Source organism: Streptomyces kanamyceticus, from assembly GCF_008704495.1.
Taxonomy (GTDB): domain Bacteria; phylum Actinomycetota; class Actinomycetes; order Streptomycetales; family Streptomycetaceae; genus Streptomyces; species Streptomyces kanamyceticus.
Genome location: NZ_CP023699.1, coordinates 1940263 through 1956240, shown reverse-complemented (window position 1 = coordinate 1956240; position 15978 = coordinate 1940263). Strand labels below are relative to the sequence as shown.

Below are 15978 nucleotides of genomic sequence, written 5' to 3'. Positions count from 1 at the left end.
GGCCCGGACCGCGACGCGCGGTCCGGGCCCTGCTGTCGTACCGGCCCGCCCGCCGCTACGCCGATGCGGCCCCTTGCGGGGAGCGCAGGACGAGCAGGGTGATCTCGCTGGGGGCGAAGATGCGGAACGGCGGGCCCCAGAAGCCGGTGCCGCGGCTGGTGTAGAGCAGGGTGCGGGCGCCGTGGCGGCTGAGGCCCGCGAGCGCGGGCTGGTCGATGCGGACCAGGTGGTGGAAGGGCCAGATCTGGCCGCCGTGGGTGTGCCCGGAGAGCTGGAGGTCGACGCCGGCCGCTGCCGCCCGGTCGACGAACTTGGGCTGGTGGGCCAGGAGCAGGACGGGGTGGTCGGGGTCGGCGCCGTCCAGGGCTCCGGCGAGGTGGGCGCGGTGGCCGGACAGGCCTGAGGACTCGGCGGTGACGTCGTCCACCCCGGCGACCACGAGGGTGTCGCCGTCGCGTTCGAGCAGCAGATGGCGGTTGCGCAGCGGCTCCCAGCCAAGATCGTCCATCAGGTCGACCCAGCCCTGGGCCTCGCTGTAGTACTCGTGGTTGCCGGTGACGTAGACCCGGGCCCGGGTGGCCCGCACGGTGCCGAGCGGGGCGGCCTGGGCCCGGCGGCGTTCGGCCGTGCCGTCCGCGATGTCCCCGGTGTGGCAGACCAGGTCGGCCTCCAGGGTGTTGACCGTCTCGCAGACCCGCGCCGACCACCGGGCGCGGTCGAGCGGGCCGTAGTGGGTGTCGGTGATGAGGGCGACGCGCGTGCCGTCCAACCCGGCTCCCAGGCGCGGAAGCGGCACGTCGATGCGGCGCACCCGGGGGACCCGGCGCGCCTCGGCGTACCCCCAGGCGAGCAGCACGGCGGCCGTGCCGAGGGTCGCCCAGGTGACGATCCTGGCCCGGTCCTGGCCGTCGCCGACACCGGCCACGACCAGGGCGAGCCGCAGCAGGACGCCGAGCACGACGGACCAGGTGAACAGGGTCCAGCTGGCGCCGAGCAGGGTGTCCCCGATGATCGCCGCCCGGTCCTGCTGGCGTCGGCCGTGGCCGCGCGTCATCGCGAGCGGCATGCCGACGAGGCCGAGGACGAACAGGCCGGTGCCGGTCAGCGTGACGGGGAGCGGCCAGTGCTGACCGGCGTACAGCAGCAGCCAGCAGGGCACGGTCCACAGCAGGACGGGGGCGATCAGGGGGAGGTAGCGCATCAGGCGGTGCAGCGGACTCTTCCGCGTCTCGTGCGCTTCACTGTCGGCGGATCGGGTTTCGCTGGTGTCGGTCACGCTTCCCCTTCTCAAAGCAACCGGGCTGCCGTCGCGCGCACTGTATCCGGCCGCCGTCGAGCCGCTCGGAGGGAGTCGTCCCCCGGCTCCCGGTGGCTCTCACCCGAGCTGTTCCCCGTCGGGGTGGTCGGTGGACTTCGACAGCTCGTTCCAGGCGGCTGTCTCCGCGTCGAAGGCGGAGCGGGCGTCGGCGACGAGGCGGAGGGCGTCGCTGCCGAGGATGAGGTGGGTCGGCGGCTTCTCGGCCGCCACGACGGCGAGCAGGGCGCGGCCCGCTCGGGCGGGATCGCCGAGCTGCCGGCCGCTCATGTCGAGGCGGCGTTCGCGGATCGGGGCGAAGAGCGCGTCGTAGTCGGCGATGGTGCTTTCCACGCGGTGCATGGAGCGTCCGGCCCAGTCGGTGCGGAAGGAGCCCGGCTCGATCGCCGTGACGTGAATGCCGAACGGCGCGACCTCCGGTGCGAGCGTGGCCGCGATGCCTTCGACGGCGTACTTGGAGCCGTGATAGGCGGCCAGACCGGGGAACGCGCGCAGCCCGCCCATGGAGGTCACGAACAGGATGTGACCGGCACGACGCTCGCGCATGCGGGGCAGCACGGCCTGGGTGACCGCGACGGCGCCGAAGACGTTGACGTCGAACTGGTGGCGGAAGGCGGCGGGCGGGGTCTCCTCGAAGGTGCCCTCGACGCCGTACCCGGCGTTGTTGACGAGTACGTCGATGGGCCCCACCTCGCCCTCGACCGCCGCGACGGTCGGCTCGATGGCATCGGTGTCGGTGACGTCCAGTACGCGCGCGTGGGCGCGGCCCGGCGCGAGCTGCTCGAAGGCGGCGATCTGGTCCGGGTTCCGAACGGTGCCGATGACGGTGTGGCCGTCCTCGAGGGCGGCGGTGGCGAAGGCGTGGCCGAGGCCTGTGCTCACGCCGGTGATGAGGAACGTGCGGGACATGTGTCTTTCCTGTCTCTCCGTGGGCATCGGAATGGTCGGAGCGGGCGAGTACCCGCGGCGCCGACGACGGTCATCGGTGGCGCCGTCAACGGCTGTTCGCGGAGGCCCCGTTCGCGGCGGTGGCCGTGACCGCGCCTGGACCGGTGGAGCCTCGCGGCGGCGCGGACGCGGAGTCCGTCGCGGGCTTGGACCTCGCAAGCCACAGGCCGGTGAACACGGCGGTGGCCAGCGTGACGGCGCCCGCGGCGAGGAAGGCGCTGTTGAGGCCGGTCTCGAAGGAGGCGCCGCCGGATTGCCTGGCGCGGACGACGGCTCCGAGCACCGCCACGCCGAGCACCGCGCCGATCTGCCGGGTGGTGCTGATGATGCCCGACGCGAGACCGCCTTCCTGCGCGCTGACCGCCTGGATGGCGGCTCCCGTCAGCGGGGACAGGGTCAGGGCGAAGCCGACGCCCATGACCGCAAGGCGCCACCACACGTTCCCGTAGGCCGTGTCGGCGTGCACCGTGCCGAGCGCGAGGAGTCCCAGACCGGCCAGGGCCAGGCCCGTGGTCACCACGATGCGGAAGCCGTGCCGGGCGGCGAGACGGCCCGCGTACGGGCTGACGATCACCATGGCGAGGGACATCGGCAGGGTCTGCAGACCGGCGCGGAGGATCGAGCTGCCCTGGACGTACACGAAGAACTGGGAGAAGAAGAACGACGAGCCCATGAGCGCGAACCCCACCACGACCATGGCGGTGTTGGACACGGTGAACAGCCGCTGCCGGAACAGGCGGAGCGGCAGCATCGGGGCGGAACGGCGCGCTTCGACGGCGGCGAAGGCGGCGAGGAGGACAGCCGCGGCGGCGAAGCCGCCCAGGATCACCGGCGACGTCCAGCCGCGGGCACCACCCTCGATCAGCCCGTACGTCAGCGTCCCCACTCCCAGCACGGACAGCACCGTCCCCGGGACGTCGATCGCGGGCGCGTTCGGATTGCGGGTCTCCTCAAGGCTGCGCAGACCGACCACCAGCAGGACCGCGCCGATGGGCAGGTTGACCAGGAAGATGGCGGGCCAGCCGAAGGCGTCCGTAAGGACGCCCCCGGCCACGGGGCCCGCGGCCAGACCGATGCCGCTGAGTCCGGCCCACAGCCCGATCGCCTTGACCCGTTCCTGCGGCACGGGATAGGCGGCGGCGAGCAGAGCCAGCGAGGCGGGGCTCAGCGCCGCGGCCCCGATGCCCTGCAGCGCCCGGCCCGCGACCAGCCAGCCGACCGAGGGCGCGAGGCTGCACAGCACCGACGCCGCGGTGAACACCGCCACGCCGGTCAGGTACACCCGCTTGCGGCCGAACCGGTCGGCGAAGACGCCGCCGGACAGCAGCAGCATGGCGACCAGGAGTACGTACGCGTCGACGATCCACTGCAGACCGGTCAGCTCGGTGTGCAGCCGGTGCTGCATGTCGGGCAGCGCCGCTCCGACGATCGTGTTGTCGAGCAGGACCATGAACTGGCCCAGGCAGGTCACCGTGAGCAGCACGGCCCGGTTCGGTCGTCCGCCTGCGGCCGAAGGCGATACAGCCAAGGGGGTTCCTCTCCAACGTCGCTTTAAAGCAGCCTGCGGCTGCGTTAGGAGACTGTAGGGAGGTTGCCTGGTAAACGCAAGTGGCTCCTGCGTTAAGGTGGGGGAATGAACGAGCGACAGCGAGCCCGGCGGCCCGGCGGGCGCAGCGCCCGGGTCGGCGCGGAGGTGCACCAGGCCGTCACCGACCTGATCGGCGAGCGTGGCTACGGCCACTTCACCATCGGCGAGGTCGCGGCCCGCGCGGGTGTGGCCGACAGCAGCATCTACCGCCGGTGGGGCAACCTGGAGACCCTGCTCGCCGACGTGATGCTCACCCGGCTCAACGCGCAGTCACCGATGCCCGACACCGGGAGCCTGGCGGGCGACCTGCGCACGTACGCGGCCGCCGTGGCCCGCGAGATCACCGGTCCCGACGGCCTGGCACTGCTGCGCCTGGCCGTCGCCCTGTCGAACGACAGTCAGCACGCCGTGCGGGCGCGGGACGACCTCCGCGACGAACGTACCCGGCAACTGCAGTCCATGCTCGACCGCGCCCGCGAACGCGGCGAACCCGCCCCCGACGCGCTCGAGGTGCTGGACCACGTCCTGGCCCCGATGTACATCCGCGTCCTGTTCGATGCCGGTGAACTCACCCCGGAGTACGTCGACGGGCTGGTCGACCGGCTGCTGTGACCTCGGCCCGGTCACTGGCGAGGGGCCCGGACCTGCCATCGGTCCGGACCCCTCGCTGTGCGCTACTCCTCGCTAGGCCACTGGGCCGCTAAGCCACTAGGTCGCCCGGCCCGGCACGTGGAAGTTGATGCGTTCCCTGACCACAGGGAAGCGGGCCTTGGTGAAGTTCGCGGCCATGGGGAAGTTGCCCTGGTCCGTCGCCCCGGTGACGAACTCCGCGCCCTGCTCGACGAGGAAGCGGGTGCACTCCGTGAGGAGGTCGTAGGAGTAGGCGTGACCGCGCTGTTCCGGGACGACTCCGATGAAGCCGACGGTCGGTCCCGAGGGGTTGTGGGCCGGGATGTGGATACCGGCCAGGTCGCCCTCCGGCGTGTGCGCGACCTGCCACCACTCCCGGGGCGAGGGGCACCAGTGGAAGAAGTCGATCTCCTGCTGGGCGGCCTGGTCGAGGCCGCCCTCCTCGATGGCCTTGAGCGCGTGGGCGTCCAAGGTGACGGAGTGGATGCGGCGCAACGCGTCGAAGAACACGGCGTCGTCCGGTTCGGCGCTGAAGCGCAGCCGTCCGGGCCGCTCGGGCAGACCGCGCTCCGGGGTCCAGCGGTACAGGAAGCGTTCCACCATGAGTTCGTACCCGGCCGCTCGTGCGGCGGCGAAGCGCGCCTCCGCGGCGGCGCGCAGGTCGGGCTCGTCCCGCCAGCCGCCGGGCAGGTTGATCTCGAGTTCGACCTGCCAGGGCGCGGAGCGCAGGAGTTCGGCGCCCGCGGCCTCCTCGCCCTCGGCCACGTCGAACCAGTTGATGTTGACGGGCTCCGCGTCGTCGGGGCCGCCCCACCACGCGCCGCGTGCGACGACCTCGCCGTCACGCAGGGCGACGCGCTTCCACTCGGTGCGGAACCGGGTACGCCGATGGCTTTCCCGGGCATCCAAGGGGTCGGGGAGTACGTCGAAGAGATGGGCGTCGCTCGCGGAGAGCGCGCGGATGACCAGATCGGTCATGAATTCCTCCGGGATACAGGCTGCTTTGAGCGCTCCCGGTCAGAATTCAACGATCACGCCGGGACAGCGGAAAGGGAGCGCTGGAAAGGTGTGAACCGCACGGCACTCGCCTCCTTCCGTCAGTCTCAGGGCGTGGATCCAGACCCTATGTGGTCTTCCGCGGGCCCGTCCATGGATTTTCTCCCGCTGGCTTCCGCTGGCTCCCGCTGGCCTCGACCGCACCATCGCCGCTCATGCCGCGGGCCCCGGGGCGATCTCCGTGATCAGGCCCTCGATCAGGTCCTCGATCAGGTCCTCGACCAGCACCTTGATCTCGTCGCGGATCGGGCGGACCGCCTCGACACCCCGGCCTGCCGGGTCCGCCAACTTCCAGTCCAGGTAGCGCTTTCCGGGGAAGACGGGGCAGGTGTCGCCGCAGTCCATGGTGATGCAGACGTCCGACTCCCGCACCGTGTCCACGGTCAGGATCTTCGGGGTCTCGGCGGAGATGTCGATGCCGACCTCGGCCATCGCCGCGACGGCGGCCGGGTTCACCGCGGCGCCCGGCCGGGAGCCTGCCGAGCGGACCTCGACGCGGTCCCCGGCCAGGTGGGTCAGCCATGCGGCGGCCATCTGGGAACGGCCGGCGTTGTGGACACAGACGAACAGCACTGAGGGCTTGTCGGACATCAGGGGTCTCTCTCGTCTCGTGCGTCTCGTGGGATCACGCATCGTTCCGCGACGGGACGTGGCATCACCCGTCACTGATGTGAAAGTATCAGCCCATGCTGACGTCAGCCACCACTGATCTGATCCGCGTCCTGGCCGATCCGCTGCGGCTCCAGATCGTGACCCTGCTCGCCCGCGAGACCCTGTGCACCACCCACCTCGTGGAGGAGACCGGCGCCCGGCAGACGAACCTCTCCAACCATCTGCGCGTGCTGCGTGAGGCGGGCGTGGTGGACACCGAGCCCTGCGGCCGCTTCACCTACTACAAGCTCCGCCCCGAGGTCCTTGAGGGCCTTTCCGCCGCCTTCGGCGAACTAGCCGCCCAGGCTCGTACCACCGTCGAGACGAACCGAAAGCGAGCCTGCTGATGACCGCGACCGAACCCGGCGTCGCCGCACCCGCCAAGGCGGGTGGTGACGCCTCGATCGTCGCGAAGCTGTCGACGCTGGACCGCTTCCTGGCCCTGTGGATCCTCCTCGCCATGGCCCTCGGCCTGGGTCTCGGGCGCCTGGTCCCCGGCCTGAACGACGCTCTCGCGAAGGTCGAGATCGGCGGCATCTCCTTGCCGATCGCCATCGGCCTGCTGGTCATGATGTATCCGGTGCTCGCCAAGGTCCGCTACGACAAGCTCGACGCCGTCACCGGCGACAAGAGGCTGATGGTGTCGTCGCTGGTCATCAACTGGCTGGTCGGCCCCGCCGTGATGTTCGCGCTCGCCTGGACCTTCCTCGCGGACCTGCCGGAGTACCGCACCGGACTGATCGTCGTCGGTCTGGCCCGCTGCATCGCCATGGTCATCATCTGGAACGACCTGGCGTGCGGCGACCGCGAGGCCGCCGCCGTGCTCGTCGCCCTCAACTCGGTCTTCCAGGTGCTGGCGTTCGGCCTGCTCGGCTGGTTCTACCTGGACCTGCTGCCGAACTGGCTCGGCCTCGGTGACGGCCAGCACCTGGACATCTCGATGTGGAAGATCGCGCTGAACGTCGTCGTCTTCCTCGGCGTCCCGCTGCTCGCCGGGTTCCTGACCCGCGGGATCGGCGAGCGGAAGCTGGGCCGCGAGCGCTACGAGTCCGACTTCCTGCCGAAGATCGGCCCTTGGGCGCTGTACGGGCTGCTCTTCACGATCGTCATCCTCTTCGCCCTGCAGGGCAGGACGATCACGTCGCAGCCGCTGGACGTCGTCCGGATCGCGCTGCCGCTGCTCGTGTACTTCGCGGTCATGTGGTTCGGCACGTTCTTCCTCGGCAAGGCCATCGGTCTGTCGTACGACCGCACCGCGACTCTCGCGTTCACGGCGGCGGGCAACAACTTCGAGCTGGCCATCGCGGTCGCCATCGCCACCTTCGGCGTCACCTCCGGCCAGGCACTCTCGGGCGTCGTCGGCCCGCTGATCGAGGTCCCTGTGCTGGTGGCGCTGGTGTACGTGTCGCTGGCCTGGCGCGGGAAGTTCGCAGCGTCCCAGCTGAGTTCATGACCTCACGCGCCGATGGGGTCGGCGCGTGGGGTGGGGTGGTGGGGTAGCGGGTCGGCGGGCCGCCGGGTCAGATTCCGATGAAGCTCACCGTCTCCGTCACGTCCGCCCGCCCCGTACGAAGACGCGGCACGCCTTCCTTCTCGAACCCCACCGCGACACCGCAGTACAGCACGAGCCCGTCATCGACTCCGACCGTCCGACTGACGGTCTCGCGATACATCGTCCACATCACCTGAGGGCAGCTGTGCAGCCCTTCCGCCCTCAGCAACAGCATGACCGTCTGCAGGTACATGCCCGCGTCCCCCCACTGCCCGGGCCCCATCGCCCGGTCGAGGTAGCAGAACAGCACGACCGGCGCGCCGAACGCCTCCGAGTTCAACGCGGCGATCTTCTTCGGCCTGTCGACGTCGTCGCGCTGGATTCCCAGCGCTTCGTACCGCTGTCCGGCCGCGGCGGAGAAGCGGTCCAGATACGGTGCGGCCAGCCCGGCCGGGTACATCGGATACTCCCGCTCGTCACCGGGGTCTCCCGCGAGCGCCCTGGCCGTCGCGCGCCTCTTCAGCTCGGCCAGGGGCTCGCCGGTCACGACGTACGCGTGCCAAGGCTGGAGGTTCCCGCTGGAAGGGGACCGCGCCGCCGCGGCCAGCACGCGTTCGAGCACCTCTTTGGGCACCGGCTCATCGCTGAACGCGCGCACGGCCCTGCGGCTGTCGACGGCTTCATATACGTCCACGTCTCACCTTCACACGCCGTCGGTCGGCCCTGTTGCTCGTACCGGCTACTCGTATCGGTTACTCGCACGGGTACTTGAGTCGCTTACTCGTACCGGTACTTGAGCGAGTCCGCCTCCGCCTGTTCGATGTCGGCGATCGTCAGTTCCGGCCTGCGCAGCTGGGCCAGTGTCACCTCGGCCGAGGTCGGCTGGGCGTCCTTCGACAGCCACTGCTCAGGCTTCCAGGCGGCGCTGCGCAGCAGTGACTTGGGGCAGTGCGGGTAGACCTCCTCGATCCCCAGCACCAGCGCGCTGGCCGGCGGTTTGCCCACGGCGGTCAGCTGGGACAGGAGCTCAGGGCGGGTGGAGACGCAGGCCCGGCCGTTCACCCTGAGGGTCGTGGTGCGCCCCGGGATGACGAACAGCAGCCCGGCCCGTCCGGTGGCGATGACGTTCTGCAGGGTGTCCAGACGCTTGTTGCCGGTCGCGTCCGGTATGGCCACCGTCCGTGAGTCCAGGACGGCGACGAACCCGGCGGGGCCGCCGCGCGGGGAGACGTCGCAATTGCCCTCGGCGTCCGCGCTGGAGACCAGGACCAGTGAAGAGAGACCGATCAACCGCTGGGTCTGTTCGGTGAGTTCGGGCATCTCCTTCCGCATGGCTCCGTCGTTGGGGAGCGGGTAGACCCGGCGCAGCGTCTCCTGGTCGGGCACGGCGTCGAGGCGGAGCGAGTCGAAGGCACTGTCGGTAAGGGGCATAGTCATGCCTCGACCCTAATCGGCCACACCTGCTCCGGTCGCGGACTCGGCGTGTTGGAGCCTTCGACCGGCTCCATGGGGGCGCTTGAGGCCATCAACCTCGTGATGGGACACGGCCTGACGGCGCTGAACTTGGCGTTGCCCTAAGCGGCTTGGCGCGGTGCGCGTCCCACCGCTCCACCCGTCACCCCTACGTTCAACGGCGGAGGCAGCCTCAGGGGACGACGGGGACGAAGGGGAACGAGCGGATGACCGTCCGAGTGGAGGCGGACCGGAAGACAGCCGATGACCTTCCCGGACCCGCGCGGTCGCGGGCGGTGATCATCTTACCGCGCGGTCGACTACGACCGGGTGCGCCACGAGCTCGTGGTGAACTGCCGTGCGCAGAGCCGACTCGTCATCCTCGACTGCTGCTACTGCGGCACCGCCCTGGAGGGGTACATGGGCGCCGCGGAGGAGGAGGTCGTCAACAGGGCCCGCGTCGACGGCACTTACATCATGACGTCCACCGCGAAGACCGCTCCCGGACCGCTCCCGGGCTGGCGCCACTGGGCGAGACGTACACCGCGTTCACGGGCGAGTTGGTGAAGGCCCTGGAGGAGGGAGTGCCCGGAGCCCCGGACATGCTGAACACGAGCGATGTCTTCCGGCGCGTGCGCCACGCCCTCCAGGCCGCCAGACCGCGCCGTCCCGTCCCGTCCCTCAGCAGCGTGCCCGCAACGACGGGCACACCATCGTGCTGGCGCGCAACCGGTGGAGACCGCCGGACCCGGATCCTGCCCCTGAGACTCCAGGGACGCCGCGGCAGGCCGCACCGGCGCAGGGGCAGAAAGACCAGCCCCGGCGGGGGGCGGTGGCACTGCCGCTGTGCTCTTGTGGCCGAAGGAGACGGACACCAAGCTCAGTAGCGTGGGCGCCGCGGTTCTGGCGTTCAGTCCCGACGGCCGCGCACTCGCGACCGGCAGCGCAGGCGGGGTCAGGCTGCGCGATCCGGCCACTTGCGTCGGCACCGTCGAGCTCCGGAGCGGAGATCGGGAGGAGCGGGGCACCATCACCTACGGGGCACTCGCCTTCAGCGGCGACGGCATGTTCGTGGCCTCCGCCTTCGACGTCCAGGACGCGCCCAGCCGAATCCGGCCGTGGGACGTGTCCGGGCGGCGCATGGTCAGTGATCAGAAGCCCGAGGGCAGCGTGACCGCCTTGGCGCTGAGCCCCGACGGGCAACACGTGGTCACCGGTACGACGGACGGCTGCTGGATGCGGAGGACTTCCGGCAAAGGCACCAGCAAGACCAAGACCTTTCTCGGCGACGAGGCAACCCACGCCGTGGCCTTCAGTCACGACGGCAAGATGCTGGCCACCGCCGGGACGGGTGGCGTCCGGTTGTGGAACACCGGCACCGGCCACCTCACTGCCTCGTTCATGGACCGCGCCGCCGGCGCTGTGGCGCTGAGTCCGGACGGCAGGTCGACCGCGGGTGGGATCGAGGACGACGGACCGCCGTGAACCGGAGGTCACGGAATCTGACTCTGTCTGGAACGGGTTGGTCCGGCTTCCCCACCCGTATAAGGGAGTTGGAGCACGAATCCGGCCGATGTCCGAAGGGGGAGAACGATGGGATCAGGAGCCGACAACGCCGGGGACGACATGGTCGTGGGGCGGACCAACGAGAGCGAGGAGCGCACCATCCTGGTCGCCAAGGGAGGGGGCGATGCGCTCGACGGCTACGGCGAGGACTTCGTACTGAGGGTGGCGATCGAGAACGACAAGGTGCTGCGGGACGCCTCCGAGGGGGTGGACGCCCTCCACGCCAAGGGGACCATCGCCTTCCCCGGTCAGCCGGCGGGCAACGGAATGGTCGCCACCGGGGCGAACGGCGTCGTCGGCTACGTACATGGCGCACCCCGCGACAAGGCGCAGGAACAGCAGGTGCAGGCGGGCGTGCTGGGCGCGGGCGGCACCGCCCTGCCCGGCGTCTTCGGGCGCGGTACGCCCGGCGTGCTCGGCTACGGACAGGGCGCGGCCAGGGACGCCGCCTGGGAGGCCGCGGATCCGTCGGCCGTGCTCGGCAGGGCCGTCGGCATCGGCGTCCGGGGCAAGGGCGACGACGGTGGAGTGCGCGGTGAGAGCGAGAACAGCTTCGGCGTGGAGGGGAAGAGCACCCTCGCTCCTGGCGTACGCGGGCAGAGCGCGCTGGGCATCGGTGTCCTCGGAGAAGGGTCTCCTGGCGTGTCCGGGCTCGGCCCCGGAAGCGCGAACGGCGGCCACTTCGAGTCGGAGGCGGGCGCTCAACTCCGGTTGCTACCGCGCCGGTCGGACGCGCTGAACCCGCCGCTGCCGATGACTCCCAACGCGATCCCCGTCGAACGCGGCCAGGGCCCCGAACTCCCCAGGAACGGCCGGGCGGGCGAACTCACCGCGCTCCAGGACCCGTCGGGCACCTGCACCCTGTGGTTCTGCGTCAGCGACCCCGGCGAGGGACCGGCCCGGTGGGCGCAGGTCCTGCTCGGGTCGACGTTCGACGGCCGCGCCTGAAGTGCGGCTCCGGCCAACGCCCGCACGTACCTGGCATCGAGCACACCTGACGTCACGACGTCACGACATCGCCGTCAGCCGAAGTCGTCGGTACCGATGCGGAGTTTCTGCGCGATGCGGGCGAGGGCCTTCTGGTCGGCCGTGTTGAGCGAGTCGAGGACGACGCGGCGTACGGCGCGCAGATGCGTGGGCGCTGCCAGGCGCACGATGTCGAAGCCGTCGTCGGTGAGTTCGGCGAGGGTGTATCGACCGTCGCCCGGGTCGGGTGTCCGTACGACCCAGCCGCGCTGTTCGCAGCGTTTGACGACGTTGGACAGGCGGGGGAGCGACCCGCTGGCGAGGAAGGCGAGCTCGCCCATCCGCAGCTTGCGCCGCGGGGACTCGGAGAGGTGGCTGAGCACGAGGTACTCGAACAGGGTGAGGCCGTGTTCCTGCCGCAGCGGCGACTCCAGCTTGCCGGGCAGCAGCAGGACGAGGGAGATCAGCCCTGTCCATGCCGCCTTCTCCTGCTCGTCGAGCCATCGCAGCTCCTCGTCGTCCGCGTCCTCGCTCGCGCCGCTCATGGGCCCTTCCGTACCACTCATGGATCTTCCCGTCCTTCCGGCGAAGTCCGCCATCACTTCACGCGTGAAGTCATCGTTTGCTAGCATCACTTTACGCGTGAAGTCATGCGCGGGGAAACGCGCCGCTATGCACAGGAAGAGGAAGCATCATGAGCACCGTCACCTTCGGCATCACCCCGGGCTACGGCGAGAAGCTGCACGCGGCCCTCGGCTACAGCGGGGCCGTCCGCGTCGACGACCGGGTCGAGATCTCCGGACAGGCCGGGGTGGATGACGACCTGGTCATCCCCGAATCGCTGGAGGACGAGATCATCCAGGCCTTCGACAACGTGGAGCGCACGCTCGCCACGGTCGGCGCGACATGGCAGGACGTCATCCACGTCAACTCGTACCACAAGGTCACACCGGGAGATGACGTCATCGGCGACGACCACAACAGGGTCATGGCCGAGCAGTTCCGACGCCGCCTCGGCGGCCGCGCGCCGATCTGGACCGAAACCGGCGTCACGGTCCTCGGCCTCGCCGCCATGCGCGTGGAGATCCGCGTCACCGCCATCGTCGGCTCCGGAAACTGAACCGCGGACCGGGAGGTCTTCCACCTGGTCGAACGGCTGCAGCCAGCACCCCCCGCTCATAGAGGCTTCTGCGTGCAGCGCGTCAGGGGAATTCGCCGCGGGGGACCAAGTCGTAGCCCTTCGCCCTTGAGAACCCGAAGGCGCGGGAAGCGTCCTCGGCGCTGCCGGTTCCGGCCCCGGTTGCGCGGCCTGAAGCTGTTCCACTTGGAGGGCGGCGTGAGTGAGGTCATGCCGTGCCCGCCGCCGATGCGATCGAACTGCCGTACCCGAAGACCCTCAGGAGCGTGGAGCCGCTGCCCAGGGCAGCGAAAGGCGCACATCCGACCGAACGCTTTCCAGAACTACCTCGACCATCGCGAGATATCCCGGCCGCAGTCCTGGCGGATCTCGGGCAGCTGACTCGGTAACTCCAAGATCCCCGACAGGCTCAAGCCGATTGGGGCCCTACTTCTTTACGAGTGGGGCCCAAATCGTGTGTAGGTCGCCTACCCGAGCAATCCTTCAGGCATGGGGAGTTCGTGCCCGCTCAGCATGTCCGCCGTACGCTCCCGGGTCCTCTTCTGCATGAAAGGGATGGCCTTCTCAAGAAGGTTCCGATCGAAGAACTCCTCCAAGACCTGGAAGTGCGTGGCGTCCGTGAAGTGCTGGCTCGAGCTCTGTACCAAAAGGTCCACAAGCTCGAAGCGCCTGCCCAGGAGTTCGACATCCGGTACGTTCTTCCCGAGTTCCGGAAGTACGACCGGCTGCTCCATGAACGCCTCCTGCAGGAGACTGTGTGCAGCAGCTCAATCTCGTCGGCGGGCATGACGTCCTGTTCGCCGAAGAGCCACTCCGTGGCGGTCTTGACGCAGCGCGACGCGATGCCTTTGCCGCGGGTTGCGGCCACCGTCCAATAGCCCACGCCGGTCGCCAGTGTCCTCAGATGGGTGCCGTCCACCCAGCCCGTTTCCTGGTCGGTGATCCAGGCGCGGGCCTCGTCCTCGTCGTAGATCGGACGCGTCAACCAGCGGCGCATCGCCTCGTCGCGGTGGGCGGCGACAATTGTGGCTGTATCCGAGTCCCACCAGGGACGGAGGCTCAGGGGCGGCGTGGTCGGAGTGGGTTCCACGGTTAAAGTCATTGGCGACATCATGCGGACCATCCAACAAGATGGTTCGCATGATGCGCCGACGCACGAAGTATCGGGAAGTCTCTTCTTCTCGCTACCGGCACACCCATGAGCTGGTAAACCGTCAACAATCGAACGCATAACGACTGCGCCGAAGCCCTGTTCAGCAGTGAGGCAGGCAAGCAGCCGGACTTGATCCGCAGGTTCCAGCCGTATACCTGGACGGCGAGCACGGCCAGGGCGATTGCGCCCAGTTGCCTACGAGACGCATCCGCACCGCTCCGAAGCCATGACCCACCCAGCGATGACCGACCTCATGACCCGCCTCCCCACCGGTGAAGCCACCCTTACCTGGCGCGGAACTTGACCTGGGATCAAACGCACCTCGCAGGGCGAAACCCTCAGTAAGGGCTACGAGGTCGAGCATGTGCTGCCCAAGCACCTGGCATCGGACGACGCAGCCATGAACTCGGGGTTCTGGACGCCCTCGGGGAAGCCGGGTAGTTCTCGACCTTGGTGGTCGTGGTCAGGGAGCCGCCGACGAAGGTGGCGCCGCCAAGGACGAGGAGCTTGAGGTCGGCGCGGGCGTGTACAGCACGGCGGTGCAACGCACGGGCCCCGAGCCGGTGATGATGACCTCGCGTACGGCATGGGTGCCGGCTCTGGCGGACAGTGCGCCGGATCCGCTGTCCATGATCGTCACACCTCCAGGCGTGCGTCGATCTCGGTGATGAGGGCCTCGATGCGGGTCTTGATCTCGTCGCGGATCGGGCGGACCGCCGTAACGCCCTTGCCGGCGGGGTCTTCGAGGGTCCAGTCGAGGTACTGCTTGCCGGGGAAGATCGGGCAGGCGTCGCCGCAGCCCATGGTGATGACGTAGCGGGATGCGCCGCGGCCCGCGACTCCGGCCGTGAACGTTGCACAGGAGAGCACGGCAGTGATCAGGGCGGGACGGTGTTTTCCCGGGTTCCCAGGGTTGTGCGTGGTGCTCAATTTCGTTTCGTCGAGGAGTGCTTGGAGCGCGTCCGCCGGGCGCTGGTCAGGGTGAGGGGGCCTCGTGGCTGTGTGGCTGTGTGGCTGTGCGGAATAAGATCGTTCGTTTCAGCCACGAGGCCCCCTCACCCTGCCGGGCCACTTCAGATCGCCGGTCTCGCCGGCCGGTTGCGGTTACCGGTGCGCGGCCAGGAACGGCAGGACGACGTCGGCCATCTCGTCGGGCACTTCCTCCGCCAGATCGTGGCCGGCGTCGAATACGTGTCCGGTGACGTCGTGGGCCATGAGCCGCATCTGGGACTCGTTGCGGTCGCCGATGAACGCGGATCCGCCGAGCGCCAGAACCGGGATGTCCAGCTTCTTCTGTGCGGCCTGCCGGTTCTGTTCGGCGTCGACGAGCATGGCCCGGTAGATCGAGAGCATCGCGCGGATGCCGCCGGGCATGGAGTAGCAGCGCACGTATTCTTCGACCGCGTCGGAGGTGGCGCTGTCGGGGTGGCTGCGCTCGAACTTGATCATGTAGGTGATCAGCTCGCGCTCGTGTCCGGCGATCAGCATCTCGGGTAGGTCCGGCTGGAAGTAGAAGCCCAGATGCCACAGGTGCATGCCGCTGGAGACGTTCTCGGGGGTGAGGGCGGTGTGGTCCTCGAAGCCGAATCCGGGGAACAGTGCCTCGGCGAAGACGAGAGCGGTGACGTGGTCACGGTGGCGGGCGGCGAGCTGGTAGCCGATCACCGCGCCCCAGTCCTCGCCCGCCACGGCGTATGTCTCGTGTTCGAGGTGGGTCATCAGCTCGGCGATGTCGTCGCTCATCGTCGCGGAGTCATAGCCGTCCGAGGGGCGGGCGGAGTCGCCGAGACCGCGAAGGTCCGGGACGACGACGGTGTAGTGGGGTGTCAGCTTCGAAACGAGGTGGCGCCAGTGGTAGCCGGTCTTGGGCACCCCGTGCAGGAGCACCACCGCGGGGCCGGACCCTGCTGTGCGGTAGTGCAGACTCGTTCCGTTGACGGCGGCTCGGCCCGTGCGGACGGGCGTTCCTTCATGGTCGAACATCATGTTCTCCAACCTTCCCGGTGTACTTGGCGATGCGGGT

17 protein-coding genes and 1 pseudogene are annotated in these 15978 nt (G+C 69.5%); 7 read left to right on the top strand and 11 right to left on the bottom strand.

The window, feature by feature from the left end; genetic code table 11:
* Positions 1-55 precede the first annotated feature (55 nt).
* From CP970_RS07680 to CP970_RS07670, 3 genes are all read right to left on the bottom strand, one after another.
* Complete coding sequence (locus CP970_RS07680) at positions 56-1276, bottom strand: metallophosphoesterase (protein WP_055554858.1); 1221 nt, start codon at positions 1274-1276, stop codon at positions 56-58.
* A 99-nt stretch (positions 1277-1375) separates the two neighbouring features.
* Entirely contained in the window at positions 1376-2224 is an 849-nt protein-coding gene (locus CP970_RS07675) for an oxidoreductase (RefSeq protein WP_055554856.1), read from the bottom strand.
* 85 nt (positions 2225-2309) lie between these two features.
* Positions 2310-3713, bottom strand: coding sequence for an MFS transporter (locus CP970_RS07670; RefSeq protein ID WP_240507538.1), 1404 nt, complete (start codon positions 3711-3713; stop codon positions 2310-2312).
* 183 nt (positions 3714-3896) lie between these two features.
* On the opposite strand from CP970_RS07670, the gene CP970_RS07665 reads away from it, so the two are divergent.
* Positions 3897-4463, top strand: coding sequence for a TetR/AcrR family transcriptional regulator (locus CP970_RS07665; RefSeq protein ID WP_055554854.1), 567 nt, complete (start codon positions 3897-3899; stop codon positions 4461-4463).
* 96 nt (positions 4464-4559) lie between these two features.
* On the opposite strand, the gene CP970_RS07660 is transcribed toward CP970_RS07665, so the two are convergent.
* Together CP970_RS07660 and CP970_RS07655 are read right to left on the bottom strand one after the other, a co-directional pair.
* Positions 4560-5459, bottom strand: a complete 900-nt coding sequence (locus CP970_RS07660) for a hypothetical protein (RefSeq protein ID WP_055554852.1) — start codon at positions 5457-5459, stop codon at positions 4560-4562.
* Between the two features lie 231 nt (positions 5460-5690).
* The gene (locus CP970_RS07655; protein ID WP_055554850.1) at positions 5691-6128 is read right to left on the bottom strand and encodes an arsenate reductase ArsC; all 438 of its coding nucleotides are present in this window, start codon (positions 6126-6128) and stop codon (positions 5691-5693) included.
* A gap of 95 nt (positions 6129-6223) precedes the next feature.
* On the opposite strand from CP970_RS07655, the gene CP970_RS07650 reads away from it, so the two are divergent.
* Both CP970_RS07650 and arsB read left to right on the top strand, forming a co-directional pair.
* Positions 6224-6535 carry an ArsR/SmtB family transcription factor gene (locus CP970_RS07650; RefSeq protein WP_055554847.1) on the top strand — a complete coding sequence of 104 codons (312 nt, stop codon included), beginning with the start codon at positions 6224-6226 and terminating at the stop codon, positions 6533-6535.
* Positions 6535-7641 carry an ACR3 family arsenite efflux transporter gene (gene arsB, locus CP970_RS07645; protein ID WP_055554845.1) on the top strand — a complete coding sequence of 369 codons (1107 nt, stop codon included), beginning with the start codon at positions 6535-6537 and terminating at the stop codon, positions 7639-7641. Before CP970_RS07650 ends, arsB begins: the two co-directional genes overlap by 1 nt.
* A gap of 67 nt (positions 7642-7708) precedes the next feature.
* On the opposite strand, the gene CP970_RS07640 is transcribed toward arsB, so the two are convergent.
* Both CP970_RS07640 and CP970_RS07635 read right to left on the bottom strand, forming a co-directional pair.
* Positions 7709-8374, bottom strand: a complete 666-nt coding sequence (locus tag CP970_RS07640) for a nitroreductase (protein WP_055547774.1) — start codon at positions 8372-8374, stop codon at positions 7709-7711.
* Between the two features lie 83 nt (positions 8375-8457).
* Complete coding sequence (locus CP970_RS07635) at positions 8458-9117, bottom strand: MSMEG_1061 family FMN-dependent PPOX-type flavoprotein (protein ID WP_055547776.1); 660 nt, start codon at positions 9115-9117, stop codon at positions 8458-8460.
* Positions 9118-9462: 345 nt separating this feature from the next.
* On the opposite strand from CP970_RS07635, the gene CP970_RS07630 reads away from it, so the two are divergent.
* From CP970_RS07630 to CP970_RS07620, 3 genes are all read left to right on the top strand, one after another.
* Complete coding sequence (locus CP970_RS07630) at positions 9463-9699, top strand: hypothetical protein (RefSeq protein WP_055547778.1); 237 nt, start codon at positions 9463-9465, stop codon at positions 9697-9699.
* A gap of 321 nt (positions 9700-10020) precedes the next feature.
* A complete protein-coding gene (locus tag CP970_RS07625) occupies positions 10021-10617 on the top strand; it encodes a WD40 repeat domain-containing protein (protein WP_150493083.1) in 597 nt (198 codons plus the stop codon).
* 108 nt (positions 10618-10725) lie between these two features.
* The gene (locus tag CP970_RS07620; RefSeq protein ID WP_150493081.1) at positions 10726-11646 is read left to right on the top strand and encodes a hypothetical protein; all 921 of its coding nucleotides are present in this window, start codon (positions 10726-10728) and stop codon (positions 11644-11646) included.
* Between the two features lie 74 nt (positions 11647-11720).
* Here the strand turns inward: CP970_RS07620 and CP970_RS07615 are convergent, their stop codons facing one another.
* Complete coding sequence (locus CP970_RS07615) at positions 11721-12230, bottom strand: MarR family winged helix-turn-helix transcriptional regulator (protein WP_055547784.1); 510 nt, start codon at positions 12228-12230, stop codon at positions 11721-11723.
* A 128-nt stretch (positions 12231-12358) separates the two neighbouring features.
* Between CP970_RS07615 and CP970_RS07610 the strand changes: the two genes are divergently transcribed.
* Positions 12359-12784, top strand: a complete 426-nt coding sequence (locus CP970_RS07610; protein WP_055547786.1) for a Rid family hydrolase — start codon at positions 12359-12361, stop codon at positions 12782-12784.
* A 485-nt stretch (positions 12785-13269) separates the two neighbouring features.
* On the opposite strand, the gene CP970_RS07605 is transcribed toward CP970_RS07610, so the two are convergent.
* The 3 genes and pseudogenes from CP970_RS07605 to CP970_RS07585 all read right to left on the bottom strand — a co-directional run bounded on the left by CP970_RS07605 (position 13270) and on the right by CP970_RS07585 (position 15941).
* On the bottom strand, positions 13270-13536 hold the full coding sequence (locus CP970_RS07605) for a hypothetical protein (protein ID WP_055547788.1): 267 nt from the start codon (positions 13534-13536) through the stop codon (positions 13270-13272).
* Between the two features lie 1055 nt (positions 13537-14591).
* A pseudogene (locus CP970_RS07590) lies at positions 14592-14780 on the bottom strand (phosphotyrosine protein phosphatase); the annotation flags it as partial.
* Positions 14781-15059: 279 nt separating this feature from the next.
* Complete coding sequence (locus tag CP970_RS07585) at positions 15060-15941, bottom strand: alpha/beta fold hydrolase (RefSeq protein WP_055547790.1); 882 nt, start codon at positions 15939-15941, stop codon at positions 15060-15062.
* Positions 15942-15978 lie beyond the last annotated feature (37 nt).

Bases quoted from the DNA above. Each gene is read 5' to 3' on its own strand.
- CP970_RS07675 (WP_055554856.1), bottom strand. From the start codon at position 2,224: ATGTCCCGCACGTTCCTCATCACCGGCGTGAGCACAGGCCTCGGCCAC.
- CP970_RS07670 (WP_240507538.1), bottom strand. From the start codon at position 3,713: ATGGTCCTGCTCGACAACACGATCGTCGGAGCGGCGCTGCCCGACATG.
- CP970_RS07665 (WP_055554854.1), top strand. From the start codon at position 3,897: ATGAACGAGCGACAGCGAGCCCGGCGGCCCGGCGGGCGCAGCGCCCGG.
- CP970_RS07660 (WP_055554852.1), bottom strand. From the start codon at position 5,459: ATGACCGATCTGGTCATCCGCGCGCTCTCCGCGAGCGACGCCCATCTC.
- CP970_RS07655 (WP_055554850.1), bottom strand. From the start codon at position 6,128: ATGTCCGACAAGCCCTCAGTGCTGTTCGTCTGTGTCCACAACGCCGGC.
- CP970_RS07650 (WP_055554847.1), top strand. From the start codon at position 6,224: ATGCTGACGTCAGCCACCACTGATCTGATCCGCGTCCTGGCCGATCCG.
- arsB (WP_055554845.1), top strand. From the start codon at position 6,535: ATGACCGCGACCGAACCCGGCGTCGCCGCACCCGCCAAGGCGGGTGGT.
- CP970_RS07635 (WP_055547776.1), bottom strand. From the start codon at position 9,117: ATGACTATGCCCCTTACCGACAGTGCCTTCGACTCGCTCCGCCTCGAC.
- CP970_RS07620 (WP_150493081.1), top strand. From the start codon at position 10,726: ATGGGATCAGGAGCCGACAACGCCGGGGACGACATGGTCGTGGGGCGG.
- CP970_RS07615 (WP_055547784.1), bottom strand. From the start codon at position 12,230: ATGAGTGGTACGGAAGGGCCCATGAGCGGCGCGAGCGAGGACGCGGAC.
- CP970_RS07610 (WP_055547786.1), top strand. From the start codon at position 12,359: ATGAGCACCGTCACCTTCGGCATCACCCCGGGCTACGGCGAGAAGCTG.
- CP970_RS07605 (WP_055547788.1), bottom strand. From the start codon at position 13,536: ATGGAGCAGCCGGTCGTACTTCCGGAACTCGGGAAGAACGTACCGGAT.
- CP970_RS07585 (WP_055547790.1), bottom strand. From the start codon at position 15,941: ATGATGTTCGACCATGAAGGAACGCCCGTCCGCACGGGCCGAGCCGCC.